At 64.5% G+C, this 24,212-nt stretch carries 25 protein-coding genes; 9 read left to right on the top strand and 16 right to left on the bottom strand.

Translation table 11 applies throughout. From position 1 onward, the window contains the following. Nucleotides 1–3: 3 nt before the first annotated feature. Entirely contained in the window at nucleotides 4–633 is a 630-nt protein-coding gene (locus tag SO140_RS24570) for a glutathione binding-like protein (RefSeq protein ID WP_449377240.1), read from the top strand. Nucleotides 634–642: 9 nt separating this feature from the next. Here the strand turns inward: SO140_RS24570 and SO140_RS24565 are convergent, their stop codons facing one another. Continuing rightward, complete coding sequence (locus SO140_RS24565; protein WP_449377239.1) at nucleotides 643–1,806, bottom strand: DUF2778 domain-containing protein; 1,164 nt, start codon at nucleotides 1,804–1,806, stop codon at nucleotides 643–645. A gap of 574 nt (nucleotides 1,807–2,380) precedes the next feature. On the opposite strand from SO140_RS24565, the gene SO140_RS24560 reads away from it, so the two are divergent. Together SO140_RS24560 and SO140_RS24555 are read left to right on the top strand one after the other, a co-directional pair. After that, on the top strand, nucleotides 2,381–2,905 hold the full coding sequence (locus tag SO140_RS24560; protein ID WP_449377238.1) for a FecR domain-containing protein: 525 nt from the start codon (nucleotides 2,381–2,383) through the stop codon (nucleotides 2,903–2,905). A 65-nt stretch (nucleotides 2,906–2,970) separates the two neighbouring features. After that, a complete protein-coding gene (locus SO140_RS24555; protein ID WP_449377237.1) occupies nucleotides 2,971–4,860 on the top strand; it encodes a CHASE2 domain-containing protein in 1,890 nt (629 codons plus the stop codon). A gap of 14 nt (nucleotides 4,861–4,874) precedes the next feature. Here SO140_RS24555 and SO140_RS24550 read toward each other — a convergent pair whose 3' ends face one another. The 4 genes from SO140_RS24550 to SO140_RS24535 all read right to left on the bottom strand — a co-directional run bounded on the left by SO140_RS24550 (nucleotide 4,875) and on the right by SO140_RS24535 (nucleotide 8,416). Beyond that, on the bottom strand, nucleotides 4,875–6,377 hold the full coding sequence (locus SO140_RS24550) for a glycosyltransferase family 39 protein (RefSeq protein WP_449377236.1): 1,503 nt from the start codon (nucleotides 6,375–6,377) through the stop codon (nucleotides 4,875–4,877). A 6-nt stretch (nucleotides 6,378–6,383) separates the two neighbouring features. After that, nucleotides 6,384–7,529 (bottom strand): glycosyltransferase family 2 protein, encoded by a 1,146-nt coding sequence (locus SO140_RS24545; RefSeq protein WP_449377235.1) that lies wholly within the window; start codon nucleotides 7,527–7,529, stop codon nucleotides 6,384–6,386. A 226-nt stretch (nucleotides 7,530–7,755) separates the two neighbouring features. Further along, nucleotides 7,756–7,959, bottom strand: a complete 204-nt coding sequence (locus SO140_RS24540) for a hypothetical protein (protein ID WP_449377234.1) — start codon at nucleotides 7,957–7,959, stop codon at nucleotides 7,756–7,758. Nucleotides 7,960–8,053: 94 nt separating this feature from the next. Continuing rightward, nucleotides 8,054–8,416, bottom strand: coding sequence for a hypothetical protein (locus SO140_RS24535; protein ID WP_449377233.1), 363 nt, complete (start codon nucleotides 8,414–8,416; stop codon nucleotides 8,054–8,056). A 166-nt stretch (nucleotides 8,417–8,582) separates the two neighbouring features. Here SO140_RS24535 and SO140_RS24530 point away from each other — a divergent pair, with 166 nt between their 5' ends. Next, entirely contained in the window at nucleotides 8,583–9,440 is an 858-nt protein-coding gene (locus SO140_RS24530) for a DUF72 domain-containing protein (protein ID WP_449377232.1), read from the top strand. A gap of 8 nt (nucleotides 9,441–9,448) precedes the next feature. Next, nucleotides 9,449–9,910 (top strand): DUF488 domain-containing protein, encoded by a 462-nt coding sequence (locus tag SO140_RS24525; RefSeq protein ID WP_449377231.1) that lies wholly within the window; start codon nucleotides 9,449–9,451, stop codon nucleotides 9,908–9,910. A 55-nt stretch (nucleotides 9,911–9,965) separates the two neighbouring features. On the opposite strand, the gene SO140_RS24520 is transcribed toward SO140_RS24525, so the two are convergent. From SO140_RS24520 to SO140_RS24480, 9 genes are all read right to left on the bottom strand, one after another. Continuing rightward, nucleotides 9,966–10,880, bottom strand: coding sequence for a PhzF family phenazine biosynthesis protein (locus tag SO140_RS24520; RefSeq protein WP_449377230.1), 915 nt, complete (start codon nucleotides 10,878–10,880; stop codon nucleotides 9,966–9,968). A gap of 121 nt (nucleotides 10,881–11,001) precedes the next feature. Continuing rightward, the gene (locus SO140_RS24515) at nucleotides 11,002–11,901 is read right to left on the bottom strand and encodes an amidohydrolase family protein (protein ID WP_449377229.1); all 900 of its coding nucleotides are present in this window, start codon (nucleotides 11,899–11,901) and stop codon (nucleotides 11,002–11,004) included. A gap of 23 nt (nucleotides 11,902–11,924) precedes the next feature. After that, nucleotides 11,925–13,172, bottom strand: coding sequence for an MFS transporter (locus SO140_RS24510; protein ID WP_449377228.1), 1,248 nt, complete (start codon nucleotides 13,170–13,172; stop codon nucleotides 11,925–11,927). Nucleotides 13,173–13,222: 50 nt separating this feature from the next. After that, nucleotides 13,223–13,954: a GntR family transcriptional regulator gene (locus SO140_RS24505; protein ID WP_449377227.1), complete on the bottom strand. Its 732-nt coding sequence runs from the start codon at nucleotides 13,952–13,954 to the stop codon at nucleotides 13,223–13,225. Nucleotides 13,955–14,124: 170 nt separating this feature from the next. After that, nucleotides 14,125–15,432: an adenylate/guanylate cyclase domain-containing protein gene (locus SO140_RS24500; RefSeq protein ID WP_449377226.1), complete on the bottom strand. Its 1,308-nt coding sequence runs from the start codon at nucleotides 15,430–15,432 to the stop codon at nucleotides 14,125–14,127. Between the two features lie 31 nt (nucleotides 15,433–15,463). After that, nucleotides 15,464–16,627 (bottom strand): ABC transporter permease, encoded by a 1,164-nt coding sequence (locus SO140_RS24495; protein ID WP_449377225.1) that lies wholly within the window; start codon nucleotides 16,625–16,627, stop codon nucleotides 15,464–15,466. A 12-nt stretch (nucleotides 16,628–16,639) separates the two neighbouring features. Further along, on the bottom strand, nucleotides 16,640–17,578 hold the full coding sequence (locus tag SO140_RS24490; RefSeq protein WP_449377224.1) for an ABC transporter ATP-binding protein: 939 nt from the start codon (nucleotides 17,576–17,578) through the stop codon (nucleotides 16,640–16,642). Next, nucleotides 17,575–18,525: an HlyD family secretion protein gene (locus SO140_RS24485; protein ID WP_449377223.1), complete on the bottom strand. Its 951-nt coding sequence runs from the start codon at nucleotides 18,523–18,525 to the stop codon at nucleotides 17,575–17,577. Before SO140_RS24485 ends, SO140_RS24490 begins: the two co-directional genes overlap by 4 nt. Further along, nucleotides 18,522–19,214 carry a TetR/AcrR family transcriptional regulator gene (locus SO140_RS24480; protein WP_449377222.1) on the bottom strand — a complete coding sequence of 231 codons (693 nt, stop codon included), beginning with the start codon at nucleotides 19,212–19,214 and terminating at the stop codon, nucleotides 18,522–18,524. Before SO140_RS24480 ends, SO140_RS24485 begins: the two co-directional genes overlap by 4 nt. Before the next feature lie 110 nt (nucleotides 19,215–19,324). On the opposite strand from SO140_RS24480, the gene SO140_RS24475 reads away from it, so the two are divergent. Genes SO140_RS24475 through SO140_RS24465 form a run of 3 tightly spaced genes read left to right on the top strand, consistent with a single transcriptional unit; the run spans nucleotide 19,325 to nucleotide 20,559 of the window. Next, nucleotides 19,325–19,660: an ArsR/SmtB family transcription factor gene (locus SO140_RS24475; protein WP_449377221.1), complete on the top strand. Its 336-nt coding sequence runs from the start codon at nucleotides 19,325–19,327 to the stop codon at nucleotides 19,658–19,660. Continuing rightward, nucleotides 19,657–20,130: an SRPBCC family protein gene (locus tag SO140_RS24470; RefSeq protein WP_449377220.1), complete on the top strand. Its 474-nt coding sequence runs from the start codon at nucleotides 19,657–19,659 to the stop codon at nucleotides 20,128–20,130. The genes SO140_RS24475 and SO140_RS24470 overlap by 4 nt, the downstream gene beginning before the upstream one ends. Before the next feature lie 15 nt (nucleotides 20,131–20,145). Further along, nucleotides 20,146–20,559 carry a GFA family protein gene (locus SO140_RS24465; protein ID WP_449377219.1) on the top strand — a complete coding sequence of 138 codons (414 nt, stop codon included), beginning with the start codon at nucleotides 20,146–20,148 and terminating at the stop codon, nucleotides 20,557–20,559. Nucleotides 20,560–20,579: 20 nt separating this feature from the next. Here SO140_RS24465 and adhP read toward each other — a convergent pair whose 3' ends face one another. Both adhP and SO140_RS24455 read right to left on the bottom strand, forming a co-directional pair. Next, nucleotides 20,580–21,605 (bottom strand): alcohol dehydrogenase AdhP, encoded by a 1,026-nt coding sequence (gene adhP / locus SO140_RS24460; protein ID WP_449377218.1) that lies wholly within the window; start codon nucleotides 21,603–21,605, stop codon nucleotides 20,580–20,582. Between the two features lie 180 nt (nucleotides 21,606–21,785). Continuing rightward, nucleotides 21,786–22,196, bottom strand: a complete 411-nt coding sequence (locus tag SO140_RS24455; RefSeq protein WP_449377217.1) for a DUF2000 family protein — start codon at nucleotides 22,194–22,196, stop codon at nucleotides 21,786–21,788. 215 nt (nucleotides 22,197–22,411) lie between these two features. Between SO140_RS24455 and SO140_RS24450 the strand changes: the two genes are divergently transcribed. Beyond that, nucleotides 22,412–24,208, top strand: a complete 1,797-nt coding sequence (locus tag SO140_RS24450) for a CYTH and CHAD domain-containing protein (RefSeq protein ID WP_449377216.1) — start codon at nucleotides 22,412–22,414, stop codon at nucleotides 24,206–24,208. Nucleotides 24,209–24,212 lie beyond the last annotated feature (4 nt).

Here is a 24,212-nt window from a genome sequence, read left to right as displayed (position 1 = left end):
CCCATGCTGCAGCTCTACTTCCGGCCAATGGCCTGCTCGCTCGCCAGCCGTATTGCGCTGATGGAGGCCGGCATCGAGGCGCGCTATCACCTCGTCGATCTCGGGACCAAGAAGGTCGTGGACGACGGCAGCGACTTCCACAGCGTTTCGCCGAAAGGCGCCGTGCCGGTCCTGGTCCTGGAGAACGGCGAACGACTGACCGAGAGCGCGGCGGTGCTGCAATATATCGCCGATTTGAAGCCTGAGCTCGACCTTGCGCCGCGGCCCGGTGATCCCAATCGCTATCGCCTGCAGGAGTGGCTCAGCTTCATCGGCGCAGAGATCCACAAGGCATTCCTGTTTCCGACCTTCTGGTACAAGGACGACGCGTCGCTTGCGAAGCCGCGTGCGAGAATCGGACAGACACTAGCGGTGCCCGCCACGCATCTCGCCGAGCGCGAATTCCTCGTCGGCGACCGCTTCACCGTTGCGGATGCGCATTTCACCTGGGCCTTGCTGCTGCTCCGTCCTGCAGGCGTCGACATTGCGCAATGGCCCTCGCTGGCCGACTATCTCGCCCGCATGCAGGCGCGGCCCGCCGTGCGGGACGCGATTGCGATGGAAATGGCGCTGCGCAAGACGGCAGCGGCTTAACGCGTCGCGTCACTCCACTCGCGCGAGCACGGCGAGCTTGCGGATGCCCTTGTTGCGGTAGGCGTCGAGGAAGGCGGAGTAGTCGCGGAACGACACGCAGCCGTTGGAATCGCCGTTCGGTCCGAGCATGAAGGTGTGCGCGAGCAGGCCGTCGCGGCCGTAGATCGCGTTTTCGCCGCCGATCGGCGTCAGCCGCAACGCGGGCACGCCGTGGAACAGCGCCTCGCGCGGCTTCAGGTTGTAGATGTGCGGCGGTGTCACGCCGCGCATGCGGACCCGTGAGGAGCGCGGGTCGTCGAGATTGGAGCCGAGGCCGGAATGCGCCTCGAGCTTGGTGCCGTCGGGCAGATACACCGTCTTCGCGGTGATGTCGTAGACCGCAGTGTCGCGGTCATAGGGTGGCGCACCGCCCAGCATCGGGTTCTGCTCTTTCGGCGCGATGCTCGCGGTCACGCTGGCATCGGCTGAAGCGTAAGCCAGCAAGCCGCCCGACGGCTCGCGCTTGCCCCAGAGCTTCTCGACCATCGACTGCCGCGGTCCGGTGATCGCCATCACCGCCGCCTTCGCGCGATCGGCGAAAGATTTCGTGGGCTTTGCCTCTGGCACGCGGGCGGTCTCGGCCGGCTCGGCCGAGGCAACCTGCACCGGCACATCTGCGCCGCGCTTGGCCTTCGCGGCGTCTGCGATCTTGGCGGGGCCTTGCGCCTTCGGCGCTTCCGCAACCTTCACAGGCGCGACAGGCTTCGCAGCCTCCTTGGCGTCGGCAATTTTCGTCGCGGGAGCCTGCGGTACGGCGCTCGCCGCATTCGACTCCACGCCCTGCGGGGCTGCGGCGGCAAAACGCTCGTTGAACATTTCGCGCGTGATCGGCGTGACCACCTGCCCGCGATCGGGCAGCATCGCAAAAACTTCCTTCACCGCTTCGCCAGCCTCGCGCAGCGCGACCTTCGGCGCGCGCTTGATCACGGGCTCGTCGTAGCCGGCGGTGCCAACGGTCGGATAGACGTTCGCACCGAAGACGTTGTTGTAGACGGTCCAGCCGGCGCCCAGCACGAGGCAGCCGATCGCGGCGGCGCCGACGATCGTCTGGGTGGTCACTTTCCGGGAAGACTTCCGAGAATTCTTCTTGGACTTCCGTGCCGCGTTACTTTGCGCAGCGATACTCGTACTCATTCGCCTTGCGTCCAGGACGGTGTCACTCAGTCCCCCTTCGAAGTGCCGCTGCTGGTCACGGTCCGAAAGCTGCATCTCGCAGAGGGTCGGAGCGTCATTAAGGCGACTTTTAGTTAAATGCGGATTAAGTTCGGGCAGATGTGGGGCAACCTTTAAAAGGTTGTCCCGTTTCGGGAAAAAGCCCGCAGAATTACGGACTTAGTCGAAATTGTTAACCATGTTTGTCGACCGGTTTGGCGCGATGACCTGCCGCCTCCGGCCGCACCTCATGACGCATCCAACCACGGCCTTTTCGTGATCTCGAACGCCGGCGGATCATAGCAACGGAGCGTTGCGCGAGGCTGGCGGACTCCTTCGGTGCAAGACGCGATGCGCCAGCCGACACCATTCACATCGCGCCCCCGGGCGCTCACGCGACACCGCGCGCTGACCGAGAGTTGATCACGCCTCGCCTGGAAAAGAGCCCCGCGGCAAAATAGGTCCAACCGCGGCACTTTTCAGCAGCCTCTGCGAGTGATACGGTACCGTATCAACATCGCCTTGAAATGTGCCGAGCACGCCAATGGAGGCTGGCATGAGAAGGGTCGCACACGCCGGATTTTTGGCTCTGGCGTCGTCGTTCTTGTTGATCGGACAGGCTGTCGCGCAGCCTGCCGGTGCGGGCTGCACGTCAACGCCGTCGGCCGCGGGAACGCAGACCTGGCGCTGCGACAACGGCATCACGATCGTTGCGGAAAATGGCGCCAGATTTGAACTTAAGGACGCCAACCGCGACGGACATATCGACTCGGTCGAGTTGAGCAGCAAGGCGCTGCTGGTCGAGGTTCCCAAGAAGCCCGGCGGCAATCCCTTCAAGGTGCTGACGCCACAGGCGATCGCCGCGGTGCGCGGCACGAGATGGGCCGTCGATGCCGCCGACGGCAGCAAGACGGCCGTGTTCGTCGCCGACGGACGTGTCGGCGTCAGCCGCAGGGCGCGCGGGCGGGCCGTCGTGCTCGGACCGGGCGAAGGCGTCGACGTCGATGCAACCAGCATGGCGGAGGTCAAGCGTTGGGGCCAGCCGCGCATCGACGCCTTGATGGCAAGACTCGGACGATAGAGGCTCGGACAATAGAGGCTCGGACGATAGAGGCTCGGACGATAGGTGACAGCAGAACGACGGGTATGAGTAGCCGACGCGTTCAAATCCTCCTTGCGCTCGTCCTCACCGCGCTGTGGGGCGGCGCTATTTACGTCGCTCACGCGAACGGCCATCTGCGGTTTCTCGATCGTCTCGAGGCAACGCTCACGGACTTGCGAACGCTGGCGCGCGGCCCGCAATCTCCCCCCGATCTCGTCACCATCATTGCGATCGACGACACCGTCGTGAAGCGCGGCGGCCGCTATCCGCTTCCCCGCGCCGACCTCGCGCGCGTCGTCGATGCCATCGCGCAGTTCAAGCCGAAGGTCATCGCCGTCGACCTCCTGCTGGTCGATCCCGGCGCCAGACTCGGCGATGCCATGCTGGCGCGTTCGCTCGCCGCCGCGTCCACCGTCCTGGCCGCCGCGGCAATCTTTCCAACCGCCAGCGATACCGTGGCAACGAGCAGCGAAGGGCCGCTCGCCGCCCTGCCCCAGGCCGAGCGTTTCCTGCTGCCGCTACCGGCCTTCGCCGATCACGCCGAGGTCGGCATCGTCAACGTTGCGACGGGGCAGTCAGGCTCCCCGCTCTCGGTCCCGATGCTGTTCCGGACGGGCGACAAGGTAGAGCTGTCGTTTCCGCTGCGTGTGGCGAGTCGCGCGCTCGGCCAGCCGCTGACGATTGCCCCTGATCATCTCATGCTCGGCGATCGTACGATCCCGACCGACACCGACTTTTCGCTACCGATCACCTATTACGGCCCGCGCCGCACGATCCGCACCCTCAGCGCGCAGAACGTTTTCGACGGCACGCTCGATCGCGATACAATCGAGAACCGGATCGTCGTGATCGGCGCATCGGTCGCCGGCGGCGGCGATTTCTTCCCGACGCCGTTCGATACCCTGATGCCCGGCGTCGAGGTCGTCTCGACCGCGATCACGCATCTCGTCGCCGGCGACGGCATCGAGCGCGACCGCAAGGTTCATGTCGCCGACGCATTCGCCGCGATCCTGCTGCCGATGGTCCTGGTGGGCCTGCTTGCCTGGCGGCGAAGTGCGATCGGCCTCATTGCGGCCGCCGTGGTGGTGATGGTGTGGGCCGCTCTCAACCTGTTCGCGTTCACGCACGGCATTTGGCTCAACGCCGCAACTACGCTCGCGGCCGCGGTGCCGCCGGTTGCAATCTTTGCCGGCGTGCAATTATGGGCGGGGAGCCGCAGAACGCAGTACCTGACGGCAAGAAGCAGATCGCTGGCACAATTCCAGGCGCCCGCCGTGCAGGAGTGGCTGGCGCGCGATCCCGATTTCCTGAGCGAGCCGGTCCATCAGAATGCCGCCGTCGTCTTCATCGACCTCTCCGGCTTCACCGCGCTCAGCGAACGGCTCGACCCGGACACACTTCGCGACCTGCTCAAGTCGTTTCATGCGCTGGTCGACAAGACGGCGGTCTCATCCGGTGGAATGATCACCGGATTTCTCGGCGACGGCGCCATGATCCTGTTCGGCCTGCCGCGCGCAGCGCCCGACGACGCAGCCCGTGCCGTGAAATGCTCGATCGACCTGCACCGCGTTGTGGAAAGCTGGAGGGCATCGCTGCCGGCACCATACAGGGATCAGCTCGGCTTTAAGATCGGCGCGCATTTCGGCCCCATAGTCGCCTCGCGTCTCGGCGGAAGCCACCAGCACATCACCGCGACGGGCGACAACGTCAACGTGGCGAACCGGTTGATGGAGGTCGCCGCCCAGCACGATGCGCGGCTCGCGTTCAGCGATACGCTGCTGGACGCGGCCGACTTCCACGGTGATCCCTATGGCATTCTGACGGGACCGTTGCAGACGCAGGTTCGCGGCCGCACCCGTGCGGTTACCGTCTGGTTCTGGCACGAAGAGCGGCAGCCGGGACAAGCCGCGGCTGAGGCCAACGTCGCGGGCTGAGAGCTCGACGTCCGTTACCGGGCTTCCGGCGGCGGCGACCGGTCGAGAACCTCGCCCTTGGCGCCTTCCAGCAAATCGATCCCGTAGGTCTCGACGACAAGCGGCCCCCGCTTGCGCTGCAATTCCGCAACGCGCGTCACCTGCGAGAAGATATCGTTGAGGAAGGGATGACCGTCCGCGCGCAGCTCGTCGACATAGAGCAGCTTGCCGGCCAGGAGTGTCGGATCAGGCTCGCCCATGTTGACCCAACGGATTCGCTGGTCCCGCTGGACCACGCAGGCGCCACGCGGCAGATAGAAGGCGAGCCAGGCCGTGGTGCCATAGTCCGGCGCGAGGATGCAGCTGGCGCCGGTCTTCGCGCGAACCGCCTCGATCTCGGATGCGAGCGCGCGCCAGCCGACGCCGACGCTGCGCACGGTGGCGTCGCGGCGATAGCCGGATAGCCAGCCGGTGTTGGCCTGCACGATCAGGGCTGCAAACATCACGATGCCGGCGGGCGCCGCCCATTTCAGGCAGAAGGCGACGAGCTCCTGCTGCCGTGGCTTCCATTGCGCGATGTGCGCGGCCACCGCGGCTGCGACCGCGAAGGCGGGATAGACCGGCGCGAACCAGTTGGCCTCGACGCGGGCGTGCAGCGAATGCCAGACGAAATAGACGACGATGGTCCAGAACATCGCCTCGACCAGGATGCGCGAGGCCGACGCTCCGATCCGCCGCCATGTCAGCGCATGAAGCCCCATCGCACCGAGGATGAAGACAAGCGGAGTTGCGAATGCGAATTGCGTCGGAACGAGCTCGGCGATGAAGACGGGGCGGAAATCCTCGATCCGCGCGCGGCCGAGCTGCTTGAGGAACGACACCCATTGATGATCGGCATTCCAGAAGACCACCGGCGAGAAGATAGCAAACGCCACGATGCCGCCGAGATAGGGCCAGGGCGAGATGAACCAGCGCCGCAGCTTCGGCACCGCGGCGAGCCAGATCAGGATCGCGACACCGAAGAACAATGCGGTGTATTTCGACAGCAGCGCGGCGCCGACCGCAGCGCCCACCGCAAGCCACCACATGCCGCGGCCGGTCTCCAGCACCTTTGCGAGGAAGAACAGCACGAAGCTGGAGGCGACCAGCAGCGGCGCATCGGGCGTGATGATCAGCGTGCCGACCGCGGCCAGCAGCGTCACGTTGAGCAGGATCGCGCTGGTTGCGGCAACGCGCGCGCCGCCGAACAGGATCTCGGCGGCGCGATACACCGCATAGCTCATCGGCAGCGCGAGCAGGATCGAGACCAGCCGCACGCCGAGCTCGGTGTCACCAGCGATCATCGTGCCGGCGCGGATGACGTAGGCGACCATCGGCGGGTGGTCGTAGTAGCCGCCCGCCAGACTCTTCGACCACATCCAGTAATAGGCTTCGTCGAAGGTGATCGGCGTGAAGGCGGCGGCGACCAGCCGCAGCACGACCAGCGCAGCGACAATGAGCGCGGTGTTGCGGACGATCCGCGCGTCAACTCCGCCCATGATGCGCTATTTCTTGCGCCAGACGAACAGCCCGGACATCGCGTAGTTCCACACCACGCCCATCAGCGCACCGGCCATGCCGGCAAGCCACCAGATCGGCTCCTGATCGTAGACCGAGAAGGCGACGCCGACATTGGCGAACAGGCCGACGCTACAGACGATGTAGAAGGCGATCAGGCCGCGCAGGATCGCAAAGCCCTTCAGTCGCTGGTCGCGATAGGTGAGGAAATTGTTGAGGACGAAGTTGCTGGTCATGGCGACGAGAGCGCCTGAGGCCTGCGCCTCCGCGAACGGCGCCTTGAAGATCTCGAGCCCGATGAACAGCGTCATGAGATGCACGACGAGGCCGATGCCGCCGACCATCGCGAACAGGAGGAAGCGCAGCGACACCGCGTCGTTGGTAAGCTTCGCCAGCACCAGGCCCAGGAAGTCGAGCGCGACCATGGAATCGAGCTTGCTCTCGCCGTGCTGGCGCGCGCCGAAGGTGTAGGGAATTTCGACGGCGCGTAAGCTGCCTTGCGCGGTCGCGACGATATCGAGCAGGATCTTGAAGCCGTGCACCGAGAGTTTCGGCGCCAGTTGTTCGAAACGGTCGGTGCGGATCATGAAGAAGCCGCTCATGGGGTCGGCGATCTCGACCTGCAGTACCTGCTTGGCGACTTCGGTCGCAAGCGCGCTGGCGCCGGCGCGCTGCTTGTTGAAGCCTTCGCTCTTGTAGCCCTCGATATAGCGGCTGCCGACGACGAGTTCGGCCTCTCCGCTCGCGAGCAGCGAGAGCATCTTCGGCAGTTGCGTCTCGTCATGCTGGAGATCGGCGTCGATCACGGCCGCATAGGGTGCGCTCGAGGCCAAAATGCCTTCGATGCAGGCGCCCGACAGGCCGCGGCGGCCGATGCGGCGGATGCAGCGAACGCGACTGTCGCGCCTGGCGAGCGCGCGCACCACGTCCCAGGTTCCGTCGGGCGAATTGTCGTCGACGAACACGACCTCCCAGGCGATGCCGGCCAGAGTCGCCTCCAGCCGCCGGTACAGGACCGTGACATTGTCGCGCTCGTTGAAGGTGGGAACGACAACGGAAAGCTCTGGCGACCGTGGACCCGATTGCGGGGCCTGCGGCGGGGAATCGGGGGCCGGCCTGATAGCTTCGTTCATGACGGGGAGCGTATATCCGCCGCGTCCCGCAATGCCAAGCCGGGGTTTTAAGGGGAAAGCCCCCAAAGGGGGTACGAAAATGCCAACGACCCCAGAATAACGAGCCACGCGTACATCCGGCGCAGCCAAGCTATTCCAAGGTCGTCCCGGCGCCGGAGCGATAAGCTGCGACGTCGCCCTTATGGGCTAGATAGGAACGACACTGGCCCTCCGCAAGAGGGCCGGCCTATTGGTTTGGCACTTCGCGGATGACCGGTCCGCGCGGGGCAGGCGCGGCCGGAGCCGCGGGTGCTGCGGCCTCAGGCTGGGCGGCCGCCCTCGGTTTCTGCGGCTTGCCGTATTGGCCGATCGGCCCGAACACGACGGCAACCGCCAGCACGACAGCTGCGACGATCGCGCCAAAAATGCCTCCGATCGACTCAGACGTCATGCCTGCCCATTCCTGTTGCAATGTATTGAAACAATATCATGGAAGCGCCAGCCGCCGGAAGGGGGCCGGGTTCCGACGGTTAATGCATGAACAGCTAGCGCTGAGGCGCCCTGTGCTTCGCGAAGGCCGTCACGATATCCTTCTGCGCCGATTCGACCGCCCTGTTCGCGGTCGCGAGATGAGCGCCGGCATCGATGTTGGGATATTGCGTCGTCAGATAGTCGAGCAACGCGACCCGATAATACTGCCGCTCGGAAGGACAGGCGCCCGCGACCGAGCGCGAAAAATCCTGTTCCGAGAGGCCCTGATTGCTGTCGCGTGAATATTCCCGCGCCAGGCAGTGCCAATAGTCGTCGCGGCCCTGAATCGCCAGCTTGTGCGCCCCTCCCGCATCGTCATCATCGGCAATGGCAGCAGACGTCATCATGACCAGCGCCAGCGCGATCAGCATCCGCATCTTGTTCTCCCTTTATCGCAGATCCCGGAGAGCGACCTTAGACGGGACGCCGCAACTGGCCAATCACATCTCGCGACTAAAGCGCGATAAGATCGCGCTTTAGGTTATTGCTTGAGCATGATCTTTTCGGAAAACCGCTTCACACTTTTCCGGATCATGCTTTAGGATGCAAGTCCTCCCCCCATCCGCGCGAGATCCTCCCGTGGCCAAAGCAAAAACCGCGTCGCAAAAATCGGGCAACATCTTCATCGGTGTCGGCGGCTGGACCTTCGAGCCCTGGCGCGGCGTGTTCTATCCGGAAAAGCTCACCCAGGCGAAGGAGCTGTCCTATGCCGCATCGAAGCTGACCTCGATCGAGATCAACGGCACCTATTACGGCTCACAGAAGCCGGAGAGCTTTCGTAAATGGGCCTCCGAAGTGCCGGATGGATTCGTCTTCTCGGTCAAGGGGCCGCGCTTTGCCACCAACCGGCGGGTGCTGGCGGAGGCCGGCGATTCCATCAAGCGGTTCTATGATTCCGGTGTGCTGGAGCTGCGCGATCGCCTCGGGCCCGTGCTCTGGCAGTTCGCGCCGACCAAGAAGTTCGACGGCGCAGACTTCGGCAAGTTCCTCGAGCTGTTGCCGCGCAAGCTCGACGGACGCGCGCTACGCCATGTCGTCGAGGTCCGTCACGACAGCTTCTGCACGCCCGACTTCGTCGCGCTGCTGCGCGAGTTCGAGACGCCGGTCGTGTTCGCCGAGCACGGCAAATATCCGGCGATCGCCGACGTCGTCAGCGATTTCGTCTATGCACGGCTTCAGAAGGGCAATGACGAACTGAAGTCCTGCTATCCGCCCAGGGATCTCGATGCCTGGGGCAAGCGGTTTCAGGCCTGGGCCTCAGGCAGTGAACCGGATGACCTGCCGAAAGTTGACAAGGCAAAGCCAAAAAAGGAGCCGCGCGACGTGTTCGCCTATGTCATCCACGAGGGCAAGGTGCGCGCGCCGGCCGGCGCCATGGAACTGATCGCGCGGGTCGCCTGAGGTCCGGCATGGCCAAAGCGAAGAAGCTGTTCACCATCGGCTACGAGCAGACGCCGCCCAAGGCCGTGCTGGACGAGTTGGAGCAGGCCGGCGTCAAGCTGCTCGTCGACGTGCGCGCGGTGACGTCGTCGCGCCGGCCGGGCTTTTCCAAGAAGCAGCTCGCGGCGGGGCTCGACGAGCGTGGCATCGCCTACGTCCACCTCGCGGCCCTCGGCACGCCCAAGGAGGGGCGGCTTGCCGCGCGCAGCGGCGAGTATGCGGTGCTCGAGAAGATCTACTCAAAGCACCTGAAGACGCCGCAAGCGAAGGAAGAGCTCGACGAATTGTCGGCGCTGGTGAAGAAGGCCGGCCCCGTCTGCCTGCTCTGCTACGAGCGCGACCACACCCACTGCCACCGTCAGATGATCGCGGAGATCATCGAGGAGCGCGACGGGGTGAAGGTGGAGAATTTGGCAGGGCGGCAGGTGTAGGTGCCGTCATTCCGGGCGCGCGAAGCGCGAGTCCGGAATGACGACCGGAGAGAGCCTACGCCTCGCCCGTCAGACGGAACGTCCCTTCCATCATCTGCACGCACTGGCCGCCGACATGGGAGGACAGAAGCCCGCCGTTCTGCTTGCGCACGCGCGTCAGCAGGATGCTCGGCCTGCCCATGTCAAATCCCTGGCCGATGGTGAGCTTCAACTCGCCCTCGTGCCGGGGATCGAGATCGGCAAACAGGGCAGCGGCCGCGACCGTAGCGCTGCCGGTGGCGGGGTCCTCGATCAGGCCGCTTGCGCCGGGGAAGAACATCCGCGCCTGGAGATCGCTAGGCGCTTCCGCTGCAGGCACGTCCCGCGTGTAGAAATAAACTGCGAAGGCGCCGTCACGCGGCAACACCCGGCCGAACGCCGCGGCGTCGGGCTTCGCCCGCTTCACCGCATCGCGCGAGCGCACTTCCGCCACCACGAACGGCGTTCCCACACCGACAATCTGCGGCGCATGCCGATCCAGCCCGATGTCTTCCGCACTCAGCGAAAGACACGCTGCAACGTCGCTTGCGGAAAGCTGCGAGAGGCGGCTCAGCGGCTGCGGCGCGGTGAGCTCGGCGTTGACCACCCGGCCCTGCTCCCGCTGAATGTCCACCGGCACGAGGCCGGCCTTCTCCTCGAACAGCAGTCGCTGTTTCGGCTCCTTGGCAAGCGTCGCGAGCACGAACGCCGTGCCGACGTTGGGATGTCCGGCAAAGGGAAGCTCCCTGACGGGCGTGAAGATGCGCACCTCCGCATCGTTCGCCTTGTCGCGCGGCGGCAGCACGAACGTGGTCTCGGAATAGTTGAACTCGGTCGCGATCGCCTGCATCTGCTGCGTCGACAGCCCGCCGGCATCGAGCACGACGGCGAGCTGGTTGCCGCCGAAGGCGCGGTTGGTGAATACGTCGACGGTGATGTAGCGGCGTTGCATCCTTCTTCCCTCACGCAATGTACAGCCTCGACCGGCTGCATCGGCCTGCATGTTACAGGCCGATGGTAGCAACCGTCATGCCCCAAAACTCGGAGCACTCGGTGCAATCGCGCGAAAGAAATTAGAAGCGGAAAAGCTGATACGGCGATGCCAGCACTTGCGCGCGCTCGTCCTTGTCCGTGACGAGCTCGTCGAGAAAGCGTCGGTTCTTCTCGTAACTTTGCATCGCCTCGAACTGCGTGTGCGGCCAGTCGCTGCCCCACAAAAGGCGGTCGAGACCGTAAGCGGCGCGCAGCAGCGGATAGGCTTCCTTCGCAAAACTCTCGCCGGCCGGACCATTGCGGTACGGCGCGGAGACCTTGACCCAGACATTTCTGGTCGCGCCCAGCTTCAGCGCCGCTAGGAAGCCCGGGTCGGTGACGCCGAGCTTTGGATCCGGCAGAGCGAAATGATCGAGCACGACGGCGACACCGCGGTCGAGAAGCTGCGGCGCGAGCGTTGCGAGACCGGAGGCGTTGCGCTGGATCTCGACCTGCCAGCCCAGCGATTTGACCGATGCCAGCAGCGCCTTCCATTCGGGCGCAGTGAGATCCGGCAAGGGCTGGCCGACGAGATTGAGACGGATGCCGACGATGCCGGCGCGGTCGAGCGCGGCAAGCTCCTCGGCAGGAATCGCGGGATCGACGACGGCGATGCCGCGCAGCCGACCGCCGGCCGCCTTCAGACATTCGACGAGATAGGAATTGTCGGTGCCGAGAAAGCTCGGCTGCACCAGCACGCCGTTGGTCATGCCGTTGCGATCGAGCTGCTCAAGATAGAGATCGAGCAGCGCGTCATAGTCCGGCGCGTAACGCCGGCCGGGCGCAAGCTTCAGGCCACGGTGAAAGACGTGCGCGTGGGTGTCGATCGCAGGCATCGTCACCTCACTCACCGCCTTGCCCGTACTGGCGATCACCGAGGCAAGGGCAACGGCGCCCGCGCCGAATTGACGGCGCGTGAGGCCGCATTCGCCTGTCGTCATGCTCGTTACTCCACATTCGCAGCTCAGGCTCGTGTGCCGGCTACGGCCTGCTCGAACACCTTGCCCCGGGTCTCGGGCAGCAGCAGCACCGCGATCAGCACCAGCGAATAGGCAAACGCCGCGTCGATCCCGATCGCCGGCCCAAGCCCGATATGGTCGCTGAGATAGCCGACGAGAAACGGAAACGCGGCGGAGACGACGCGGCCGAAATTGTAGCAGAAGCCGACGCCGGTGCCGCGCACGCCTGCCGGATAGAGCTCGCTGAACAGCGCGGCCATGCTCGCCGGAATGCCCGCGGAGAAGAAGCCGAGGGGAAAACCCAGCACCAGCATCTGCGAATTGGTCAGCGGCGCGAAGATGTAGATAAGCACGGTGACGATGCAGGTGGTGGCGAAGAACGCGACGTTGGCTCTGCGGCCGATGCGGTCGCTGATGATGCCGCTCGTCACGCAGCCGCAGAAGAAGGCGACGATGATGACGGCGAGATAGCCGCTCGAGCCCAGCACCGACAGATGCCGCACCTCGCGCAGGTATGTCGGCAGGAACGTGGTCAGCGCGGCATAGCCGCCATGGGCACCAGTACCGAAGAGACCGCCGATCAGCGTCGCGCGCAGCACGTCGCGATGGAAGATGCCGGCGAGTGTGGCAAAGAACGGCGGCTGAGCTGCGCTCGGTGCCACGCGCTGCGGCTCCTTCAGGCCGCGGCGGATGAAGATGATGAGGAGCGCGGGCAACAGTCCGACCGCGAACAGGATCCGCCACGCGATATCCGCCGGCGCATAAGTGAAGACCAGCGCCGACAGCAGCACGGCTGCGCCCCACCCCACCGCCCAGGCGCTCTGCACCGAGCCGAGCGCCTTGCCGCGATGCTCGGGACGGATGATCTCGGCCATCAGCACCGCGCCGCAGGCCCATTCGGCGCCGAAGCCGAGGCCCTGGATGGCCTTCAGGACCAGGAGTTGCGCAAAGCTCATCGCAAAAGCGCTGGCAAAGGTCGCAAGCGCGAAGGCAGCGACCGTGATCTGCAACGCCTTGACGCGCCCGAAGCGGTCACCGAGCGCGCCGCCAAGCCAGCCGCCGAAAGCGCCGAAGAACAGGGTGACCGAGCCAAGCAGGCCGGCATCGGCCTTGCTGATGCCAAAGGCCGCGATCAGCGCGGGGATCGCAAGGCCGAACATCTGGACGTCGAGCGCATCCAGCGCCCATCCGCCGAAGCTTGCCCAGAAGGTGCGCCGCTCGAGCGGCGAGCTTTCGCTGTACCAGTTTGCCATCGTCTCTTCCCTGAAAATTGGTTATTGCTTGATGTCGTTTTCGCTCGCGCTCACCGGATCTCGGCGTGGTAGCGGAAGCGGTTGGCCGGCCCGCGCGAGCGGCGCCATTCGATCGGGCGCCGCTCGAGATCGAGCGCGAGACGCTCGATGACGATCAGCGGCGCGCGGGCCTCGAGCCGCAACAGGCGAGCCTGCATCTCGCTCGCAGTCTCGACGGTCAGGATTTCCTCCGCCGACACCACGACCTCGCCGCAGCGCTCCTCGTAGAGCGGATAAAGCAGGTCGCCGAACTCGGACGGGTCGATGTCGAGGATCGCCGCGAAGCGCGACTTTTGCAGCCAGATCTCTTCGGCAAGCAGCGGCACGTCGTCAATCAGGCGCAGGCGCGACAGACTGATCACGGGCTCGCCGACGGAGATACGCAGCGCGGATGCGACGGCAGAGGTTGCCGGCACGCATTTCCGCCTGAGGATGCGGCTTTGCGGCACGCGGCGCTCGCCGCTCTCGGACTGGAAGCGGAAGAAGCGGAACAGCGAGGAGTTGAAGCGCGCGCGGCGGACGAAGGTGCCGCGGCCCTGCTGGCGCTCAAGCACGGTGTCGCTGACGAGCTGATCGATCGCCTTCCGCACGGTGCCGATCGCGACGCCGTAATGCGCGGCGAGCTCGGCTTCGGACGGAATCGGCTCGCCCGGCCTCCATTCATTGCGGTTGATCCGCGCGGCGAGATCGTCGCGCAGGCGCTGGTAGCGTGGCAGGCGGTCGTCGAGCGGGGCTGAATTCATATAGTCATATAGATGACTAGATGAGAAATGAGTCAAGAACTACTGAAATACCTTCACCCTCCTAAAGCCTGGTGGTCGTCATTCCGGGGCAGCTCGAAGAGCCGAACCCGGAATCTCGAGATTCCGGGTTCGCCCTTAGGGCGCCCCGGAATGACGGGCATCGGAGTCCACTACCCCAACTGAAAAACCGCCATCGGCCGCTCGTAGCCGCGCACCTCGACCTCTCCGAGCGCGACGGCATCGTCGCCATCGTCACCGAGGACATCGCGCACCGCGGACGAAATCAGGAGCTGCGAGCCGAAATCCTTGTTCAGCGCCTCCAGCCTTGAGGCAAAGTTCACGGTGTCGCCGATCACCGTATACTCCTTGCGCCGGGGTGAGCCGATATTGCCGGCGACGACCTCGCCGAAATGGATGCCGATGCCGATCCGCAGCGGCCAGCTCGATTGCGCGTTGATGTGGTCCATCGCGCTGAGCATCTCGCGGCCGGCAGCGACGGCCCGGTGCGCGGCGTCGGATGCGGCGAGCGGTGCCCCAAACAGTGCGAGAAAACCGTCGCCCAAGAACTTGTTCACGATGCCGCCATGGCGATCGAGGATGTCGACCAGCACGGCGAAGGCGCCGTCGAGCCGATCGACCACGTCCTGCGGCGAGCGCGAGCGTGCGCCGGCGGTGAAGCCGCGGAAGTCGACGAACATCACCGCGACACGCCTGATGTCGCCGCCCGCGCTGGTCCCCTCCGCCATCAGCCGCTCGACGACCTGCGGCGAGACGTGCTGGCCGAACAGGTTTGTGACGCGGTCGCGCGCGGTAGCTGCCGTGATGCTTGCCGCGAACTGGCGGCGAAGCTGCGCGCCGACGGCGCCTGCGAGCACGCCGCAGACCAGGATGATGCAGCTGCGCACCGCATGGAAATAGGCCTGAGGCTCGCCGGCGCCGCTGACGGGATCGAAATAGAGTGCGACGGCGAGGAGCTGGGCAGCCGCCACGAATCCGGTGAAGGCCGACAACCAGAAATCGAGGCGCAGCGTCGAGAGAATGATGAAGATGAAATAGACCAGGGGCACGGCAAAACCGAGTGCAGGGATTGCCCCCATACTGCGGATCTCCAGGACCAGGATGACCGTCGGCAGCGAGGTCTCGATCAGCGTCCCGATGTACCGCCTGACCACCGGCACGTCCCGATCGAGCCTGAGATTTCGCCTGATCTGGGACTGAACCCAGACCTCGAACAGGACAAATCCGATCAGCAGGCTATAGACCTGGATCAGCCCGGACGTCCCGTGCCAGACCCGGTCCACGACGCTCGGGGCGATCAGGTACATCGCAGTGATGAACAGGATCATGACGCATCCCGTCACGATCAGCGCCTTCACGCGCAACAGCTCGGTCCGCAGTACCTCGCGCGCCAGCTCGTGCTCGAAATCCGCCGATATCGCGGCCTTCTGCCCGCCGGTCCTGCTCGCAAAACTGACCATCTCGCCCCTCGTCGTTGCGGGGCATTTTGCCTCAATCGAGCGTGCGGCGGAAGCGCGTCACGGCGATGACCATGGCGACCAGCATGAGGGCTGCCAGCGCCAAAGTGTCATATTGCAGGTTCTGGACGGTTGCGCCTTTGAGCATGATGGCGCGGACGATACGCACATAATGCGTCAGCGGCAGGCCCTCGCCGAGATATTGTGCCCAGACCGGCATGCCAGCGAACGGGAACATGAAGCCGGACAGCAAGATGCTCGGCAGGAAGAACATCATCGACATCTGCATGGCCTGGAGCTGGTTCTGCACGATGGTCGAGAACGTGTAGCCGATTGCGAGATTGGTGGTGATGAACAGCGTCGAAAGCAGCGCCAGCAAGGTGAGGCTGCCGAGCACGGGCACGCCGAACAGCAACACGCCGATCGAGAGGATCAGGAAGGCCTGAATGAAGCCGACCAGCACGTAAGGGATGATCTTCCCGAACATCACCTCGACCGGCCGTATCGGCATCGAGAGCAGGCTTTCCATGGTGCCGCGCTCGACCTCGCGCGTGACGGACAGCGCGGTGAAGATCAGCATGGTCATGGTCAGGATGGTGCCGACGAGGCCCGGCACGATGTTCAGCCGCGAGGACGCGGCCGGATTGTAGCGGGCGTGCGCACGGATCTCGAACGGCATCTCCGGGGGATCGCCGATGTAGAGATCGTGCTGGAGCGCGGTCTGCACGATCATGCCGAGCGAGCCGAGCGCTGCGCTTGCCGCGACCGGATCGGTCGCATCGGCGGCGACCAGCAGCGCCGGCTTGTCGCCGCGCCGCACCGCGCGCTCGAAGCCGCGCGGGATCTCGACGCCGAACAGCACCTTACCGGACTTCAGCAGGTTGTCGAACTCGTCGACGTCGTGCACCTCGCGGGTGAAACGGAAATAGGCGGTGTTCTCCAGCGCCTTCAGCACGGAGCGCGCGAGATCGCTATCCTCCTGGAGCAGGACGGCGCTCGGCAGATTGTGCGGCGTGGTGTTGATGGCATAGCCGAACAGCAGAAGCTGCATCACCGGGATGATCACGATCATGGCGAAGGAGACGCGGTCGCGGCGGAGCTGGATGAACTCCTTCACCACCATCGCATAGGAGCGCCGCCAGAAGCCGAAGCGCTCGCGGATGTCGTGACCGTGATCCGATATGTCTGTAACGCTCATTGGAAATTGTCCTTATTGGAAATTGTCCCTGGAGCGGTTCATGAGTTCGATGAAGACGTCTTCGAGCGAGGGATGCGATTTCTGCCAGTGCATGCCATCCCGGTCGCGCAAGGGCGCGATACTGGCTTCCAGCGCCGCGACGTCGCGGCCCGAGACGTGCAGCGAGGTGCCGAACGGCGCCACCATGTCGACGCCGGGCTTGCCGGTGAGCTCGGCGGCGAGCCCGTTCAAATCATCGCCAGTGACGGTGTAGGTGGTGAGCGCGGATTTCGCGATCACCTCGTCGACCGTGCCATGGGTGAGGAGATGGCCGTAGGCGATGTAAGCGATCTCGTGGCAGCGCTCGGCCTCGTCCATGTAATGAGTTGACACCAGCACGGTGAGGCCTTCGGCGGCGAGCGCATGGATCTCGTTCCAGAAGTCGCGCCGCGCCTTGGGATCGACGCCGGCGGTCGGCTCGTCCAGCAGCAGGAGTTGCGGATTGGGCAGCGTGCAAGCGCCCAGCGCCAGCCGTTGCTTCCAGCCGCCGGAGAGCTCGCCCGCAAGCTGCTCCTCGCGGCCCGACAGACCGAGCCGCTTGATCATCTCGCCTGCCGCGCCGCGCGCATCGCGCATGCCGTAGAGCCGCGCAACGAACTCCAGGTTCTCGCGCACCGAGAGGTCCTGATACAGGCTGAAGCGCTGGGTCATGTAGCCGACCTGGCGCTTGATGCGATCGGCATCGCGCCTGATGTCGTAGCCGAGACAGGTGCCCTCGCCGCTGTCGGGCGTCAGAAGCCCGCAGAGCATGCGAATGGTCGTGGTCTTGCCACTTCCGTTGGGACCGAGAAAGCCGTAGATCGAGCCGCGCTTCACCTGCATCGACAGATCGTGCACGACCTCGCGGCCGCCAAAGGACTTTGTCAGTCCTTTGACGTCGATCGCGATACCGTTGCCGGCTGTCCCGCTCATCGCTTGTCCGCTACCGGAGTTTTGGGATTGAGATACACGCTGATCGGCTGGCCCACGCGCAGCGCATCGGGCCGCGACGGCCGCGCCTGGATCAAGTACACGAGCTTGTTGCGCTCATCGAGGCTGTAGATCACCGGCGGGGTGTATTCGGCCGTGGTCGCGATGAAATAGATCTTCGCGGTGAGATCGGCCGCACAATTGTCGCAGGCGACCCGCACCTGATCGCCGATCGCAAGCTTGGGCAGCTCGGTCTCCGGCACGAAGAAGCGCAGCTTCATGTTGCCCGGCGGCATGATCGACAGCACTGGCCGCTGCGCCGCCACCATCTCGCCCTCGCGGAAATAGATCTGCTGGATGGTGCCGGCAACCGGCGCAAAACCCTTGCGCCGCGCCAGCCGCGTCTCCGAGGTCACCACGCGCGCCTCAGCGACCCGCAGGTCCGAGACGGCAGAATCGAGCGTCACCTGCGTACCGGAGCCGGTCTTTCTAAGCGACTCCGCACGATCATGGGTCTGCTGCGCGTTCGCCAGCGTCGCCTTGGTCTGATTGAGATCGGCAAGCTGGAGATCGTCGTCGACCGAGTAAAGGGCGTCGCCGACCTTCACCTCGTCGCCTTCGCGGACGTTGAGCTTGGTGACGCGGCCGGCCTCATCGGGGCTGACGAAGATCATGTCGGCCTCGACCCAGCCCTGGAAGCCGGGATCGCGGCTCTCCTTGCAGGCGGCAAGCCCGGTTGCAAGCACCAGGGCCGCGATCGCACAGAGTCGCGCGAGAGGCACCGAAAACTGAATCGCCTGGGGCGGCAGATGCCTCTGTCGAACCCTCACCCTGAGGAGCCGCGAAGCGGCGTCTCGAAGGGCGAGGGGCAACAACCGGGCCTTCATCCTTCGAGACGCGCGTTCCGCGCTCCTCAGGATGAGGTGAGAAATGGTTTGCGACGACCTCATGTCGTCCTCCGTTCGCCAAAAATCAAATCGAGATGGACGCGCAGCATCTCCTGCGCGTCGAGGGGGAAATGCCGCGCAAACAGGCTCTGCCAGATCACCGCGATCAGCGCCGGCGCGACCAGGATCTGGGGAAAGCGCGCGAGGTTCTTTTGCTGAATCTCACCGCGGGCGATCCCGAGTTCGATCAGCGCGCGCATGCCGGCCATCCCGCGCGACACCACCTCGCGATAGTAAAAGTCGGCCACGGCCGGAAAGCGCGGCCCCTCCGCCACGATCAGGCGCACGAGATCGCCGCGCCTGGTGTTCGCAACCTCCTTCAGGAAATTGGTCGCAAAGGCCTCGACGAGATCGCGCACCGAGCCGGTCGGCGGCGGCAGCGTGGTGAGCCGCTCGACCACTGGCACGATGACGATGCGCACCAGCTCCTCGAACATGGATTCCTTGTCCTTGAAGTGCAGGTAGATCGTGCCCTTCGCCACGCCCGCGCGCTTGGCGATGTCGTCGAGCCGCGTCGCCGCAAAGCCGCGCGCGATGAACTCTTCCAGAGCCGCCTCCACGATCGCCGCACGCCGCTCCGCCGCGCGCGTGGCGCGGTTTGATCCGGGAGCGGCAGCTTCGCCGGCTTCGTGCGCATCGCTCTTGGCGCGGACTGCGGATGACATGACGGGTTTGGTCGGCTTCTTTGACATCTGTAATTTATGACTGACTGGTCAGTCATCGTCAATTGGATTCGCCTGAAAACATCCACCTCGGACAAATTAGCCTTGACTAATTCATTAGCGTACGCTAATTTAATGGCATGCTCGAAGCCGCTCCAAACTCCGTCACCACCGTCATGCGCGCTCTCGCCGATCCAACCCGCCGCGCCGTGTTCGAGCGTGTTTTCCAGAGCAAGGAGATCTGCGTCGCGGAGCTGACGCGCGGCAGCGGCGTGACCCAGGGCGCGATCTCGCAACACCTGAAGTCGCTGAAACAGGCGGGCCTCGTCGCCGAACGCGCCGAGGGGCGCAACGTCTACTACCGCGCCGCGCCGCAGGGACTCGAGCCTCTGGTCGAGTGGATGGATCATTATGGCGTCTTCTGGCGCGAGCGCTTCCAGAACCTGCGTGACCTCTTGAAGGAGATCGATCCGTGAGTGCAGCCGAGTTGAAAGCCGAGACCCAAGCGAATATCCGGGACATCGCCATTGAAGAGGTCTTCCCTCACACACCCGCGACAGTCTGGAAGGCGCTGACCAGCGCGCAGTTGATCGCGCGCTGGCTGATGCCGCCGACCGGCTTCGAGGCGATCGAAGGCAACACCTTCACCTTCCAAACCACGCCGGGAGGCGCCTGGGATGGAGTGATTCATTGCCGGGTTCTGGAGGTCATCCCGAACCAGCGTCTCGTCTATGCCTGGAAGGGCGGCGACGAGCGCAACACCGGCTACGGCGCGCCGCTCGACACGATCGTGACCTGGTCCCTCACCCCAGTCGACGCCGGAACGCGGATCCGTCTGGTTCATGCGGGCTTCGTCATGCCCAGAAACGACTCCGCCTACGCGGTCATGAGCGGAGGCTGGAAGAAGGTCGTCCGGCAGCTCGACGAGATCAGCGGCGAACAGTGAGTGGGAGATCCCGCGATGAACAAGCCCTATACCGGCGGCTGCGCCTGCGGCGCGATCCGCTATTCGATTGCCAGTGAGCCCCTCTTCGCCAACCACTGCCAGTGCCGGGACTGTCAACGTGAAAGCGGCACCGGCCACGGCTCGTACCTTACCTTCGCGCGCCCTGGCGTCACGGTGACGGGCGAGGCCAAGCAATGGGACATGGTCGGCGACAGCGGCAACGTGAAGACGCGCGCCTTCTGCTCCGTGTGCGGTTTGCCGGTCTACATGACCTTCGCAGCACAGCCCGACATCTTCACCGTCCGCGCCGCGAGCCTCGACGAGCCGGCCCGCTACAAGCCGCAGGTGATAACTTATGCAGCGCGCGGTCATGACTGGGATCGCCTCGATCCGAGCCTGCCCAAGTTCGACACCATGCCGCCGGCGTGAGACGCCGGCGCTAAATTAATCTAGGCAAAATCGAGCACCATGCGGCCGTCGATCTTGCCGGCCTTCATCTTTTCGAACACCGTGTTGATCTCGGCGAGCGGGACCTTGGTGACCTCAGCATGCACCTTCCCGTCGGCCGCAAAAGCGATGGCCTCATCGAGATCCCTGCGCGTGCCGACGATTGAGCCGCGCACGGTGATGCGCTTCAGCACGACATCGAAGATCGGGGTCGGGAATTCGCCGGGCGGCAGACCGACGAGACTGACGGTGCCCTTCCGGCGCGCCATCTTCAGCGCCTGCGCGAAGGCAGCCGTTGAGACGGCGGTCACCAGCACGCCATGCGCCCCTCCCCCGGTCGCGGCCAGCACCTTGTCGACGGCATCTGCATTCAGCGCGTTGACTGCGAGATCGGCGCCCGTCGTGCGCGCCAGCGCCAGCTTGTCTTCGGCGATGTCGATGGCGGCGACCTTGAGCCCCATCGCCTTGGCATATTGGATCGCGACATGGCCGAGACCGCCGACGCCCGAGATCACTACCCATTCGCCGGGCCGTGCCTCGGTCTCCTTCAATCCCTTGTAGGTCGTCACGCCGGCGCAGAGGATCGGTGCGACGCCGGCGAAATCGATATTGGCCGGCAGCTTCGCCGCGAACGCGGCAGCGGCGATGACGTATTCGGCAAAGCCACCATTCACGCTGTAGCCGGTGTTGTGCTGATGCTCGCACAGCGTCTCCCAGCCGGTCTCGCAATATTCGCAAGCCATGCACGAATCGTGCAGCCACGCGACGCCGACAGCGTCGCCCACCCTGAGGTCGGTGACGCCGGGTCCCAACGCAGCGACGGAGCCGGCGACCTCGTGCCCCGGAATGAAGGGCGGAACCGGTTTAACCGGCCAATCGCCGGACGCTGCGTGCAAATCAGTGTGGCAGACCCCGCAAGCCTTCACCTTGACCAGGACCTCGCCAGGACCAGGCTGCGGCAGTGGTACATCCTTGATCTCGAGCGGCTTGCCAAAACTGGTGACGACGGCAGCTTTCATGGTCGGCATCGGTCTGCTCCTTTGCATTCGTGCAAAGTCCTTTGCATTTGTGCAAAGTCCATTGCATTTGCGGGAAGCAGACTAATGGCCGCGAGCGGCGCGCCCTTGATTGACGTCAAACAGCACAATGTTTGCGCACACGATGCGAAGACACATCCGGTGACAGTGGTTTACGCGCGAGCGAACATGTCAGTGATGGAACTTCAAACCATCGCAAATTTTATCGATCACCTTGCGCTCGGCGCGCATCGCGATGCCAACGAGATTGAGATCGGCGCGGCTGACCGCCCTCACCGCCTCGCGATTGGCAGCATCATGCGTGGTCGAGAACATGTCCTCCGTATAGACCGCGGGCGTGACATTGCGCGTCAGCGCGCGATCGAGCGCGCGGGACAGTGCAGGACCATCGGCGCCGTAGATCAGGATCGGTTGACCGATCAAGGAAAGATACTTGGTCCCGGACGCGTCCTCGTAAGGCTCGCCTATGCATTCGGGAAAGTTGGCGGCGATTCCACTGGTGAGGAACGAGGCCACGTTGAGCTTCTGCCACGCTTGGAGATCGGTGCGGATCACGACGGCGATCTTGGTGTCGAATTGCATGATTTTCCCCACGCTTGCCACGCATCGAGAAATAAAATTCCTCGAGTGAGTGCTATCTGAGGATGAATGTAACTCAGGTTGACCTATTTGTTCACAGCGGGAAAATTTCAAACTCGATGCAACCGGGGACCGCTTCCCCACGCGAGTCGAGTCGGCTATACATCACGGCACTGTCATCAAACTGTCACACAAATCCTATGTCCGAATCTGGCGCCATGAAGCCGGCCTTCGAAACCGTGCGTAATGTACCTCGGTCCAACGGCCATCACGTCCCGGAGGACAGGACGAGAAGCACAGAAGACAGGAAGAAAACCAAGAACTCTGTCGCGTCCCGCACGGAACAAGAGCCTCGCATTGACGATGCGCTCGCGCACGGCGACGTCTCGGACGCCGAAGGCCTTGGCGCTGACGCCAGGCCGTCTGGTGGTGAGACGCCTGCACAGGATGTCTCCCCGTCCGGTGACGTTGCTCCACGCGCCGCCGAACTCGAACTCAAGCTGCTTGTGGACGCTGATCGCCTGGCGGATTTCAACAATGCACCGATCATCACGGCGAACGCGCGCAACAAGGGCACACGAAAGCACCTCAAGGCCATCTACTACGACACGCCCAAGCGTGCGCTTCGTCGTCATGGATTGAGCTTCAGGGTGCGCCAGAGCGGCGCTCGGTTCACACAGACCGTGAAGGCCGACTCCGAGAACGATCCGCTCAGGCGTGGCGAATGGGAGGCAAGCGTACCCTCCGCTGCTGCCGATGTCGCGCTGGCGCTGCCGTTCATCCCGGAGAAGCTGCGCACGGATCTCGATCGTCGTCCGCTCGAGGCGGTCTTCACCACCGACATCCACCGGCATCAGCGCATCGTTGACCTGCCATCCGGCACCGTCGAGGTCGCTTTCGACCAGGGCTTCCTGAAATCCGGCGATCGATCGATGCCGGTCAGCGAGATCGAGCTCGAGCTCAAGTCCGGTAGCGTGTCCGCAGTCTACGAGCTTGCGCTGCGGCTCGCCGAGCATGGACCGGTGAAACCATCCATCCGCAGCAAATCGGCGCGCGGATTTGACCTTGCCGCCGACACCCCGCCGGCGGCAAGAAGGCCGCGCAAGCTGCGCCTCGATCCATCGGCCTCCCTCGATGAGACCTTTGCCGCGATCCTGCGCGCCTGTCTCCTTCATCTTCTCCAGTCGCTTCCCGCCGCCGAGGACGGCCGCGATCCCGAAGGGATTCATCAGCTTCGCGTCGCCCTGCGCCGCCTGCGATCCGCCATGCACCTGATGCAATCGGTCCTATCGGAGAGCAAGCTCGACCTGCTGCGCGCAGAGGCCAGGTGGCTGGGACAAAATCTCTCCGCCGCGCGCGAGTGGGACGTCTTCCAGAACGACACTCTGCGCACCGTCGCGCAAGGCTGCCCCTCGATCGCCGGCTTCGACGCACTGGATCAAGCCGTAGAACAACGCCGGACGTCCTCCTACGACAAGGCGCGCCTGGTGCTGGGCGACCGCCGGGCTGCGTCGTTCGTGATCGGGCTTGGCGGCTGGATCGAAACGCGCGGCTGGCGCAGCGAAGTCGCTGCGGAACGTTTGGGCCAACTGGCCGAGCTCGCCATGAATTTCGCACGGCGTATTCTGTCGGCCCAGCATGCGAAGGTGCTCAAGCGCGGCCGCCGCTTCAAGTCGCTCACCCCTGATGAGCTGCACTGCGTGAGGCTCGCCGTGAAGAAGCTGCGCTATGTCGCTGATTTCCTGTTGCCGCTCTATGGGCAGCGCAAGTCTGCAAAACGCTTCTCGGACAGACTGGCCGATTTGCAGCACGAGCTCGGCATCTATAACGACATGGCGACAACGGCTTCGCTGCTCGCGGATATCGGCACGGAGTCCGCAAACGGCAGCACTGCGGCAGCCGCGATCGCCGGCTGGCAGGCACACGCGATGGTCGGTACCGAACCGCGTCTCAGGAAGGCGTGGTCGGATTTCGTAAAAGCGAAGGTCCCCTGGTCGATCGAGACAGAGGCCTGATCGG

The sequence above is a fragment of the Bradyrhizobium sp. UFLA05-108 genome, assembly GCF_059803455.1.
Note: the sequence above shows the minus strand (reverse complement) of the source record. Positions and strands in the feature narration are given on the sequence as shown.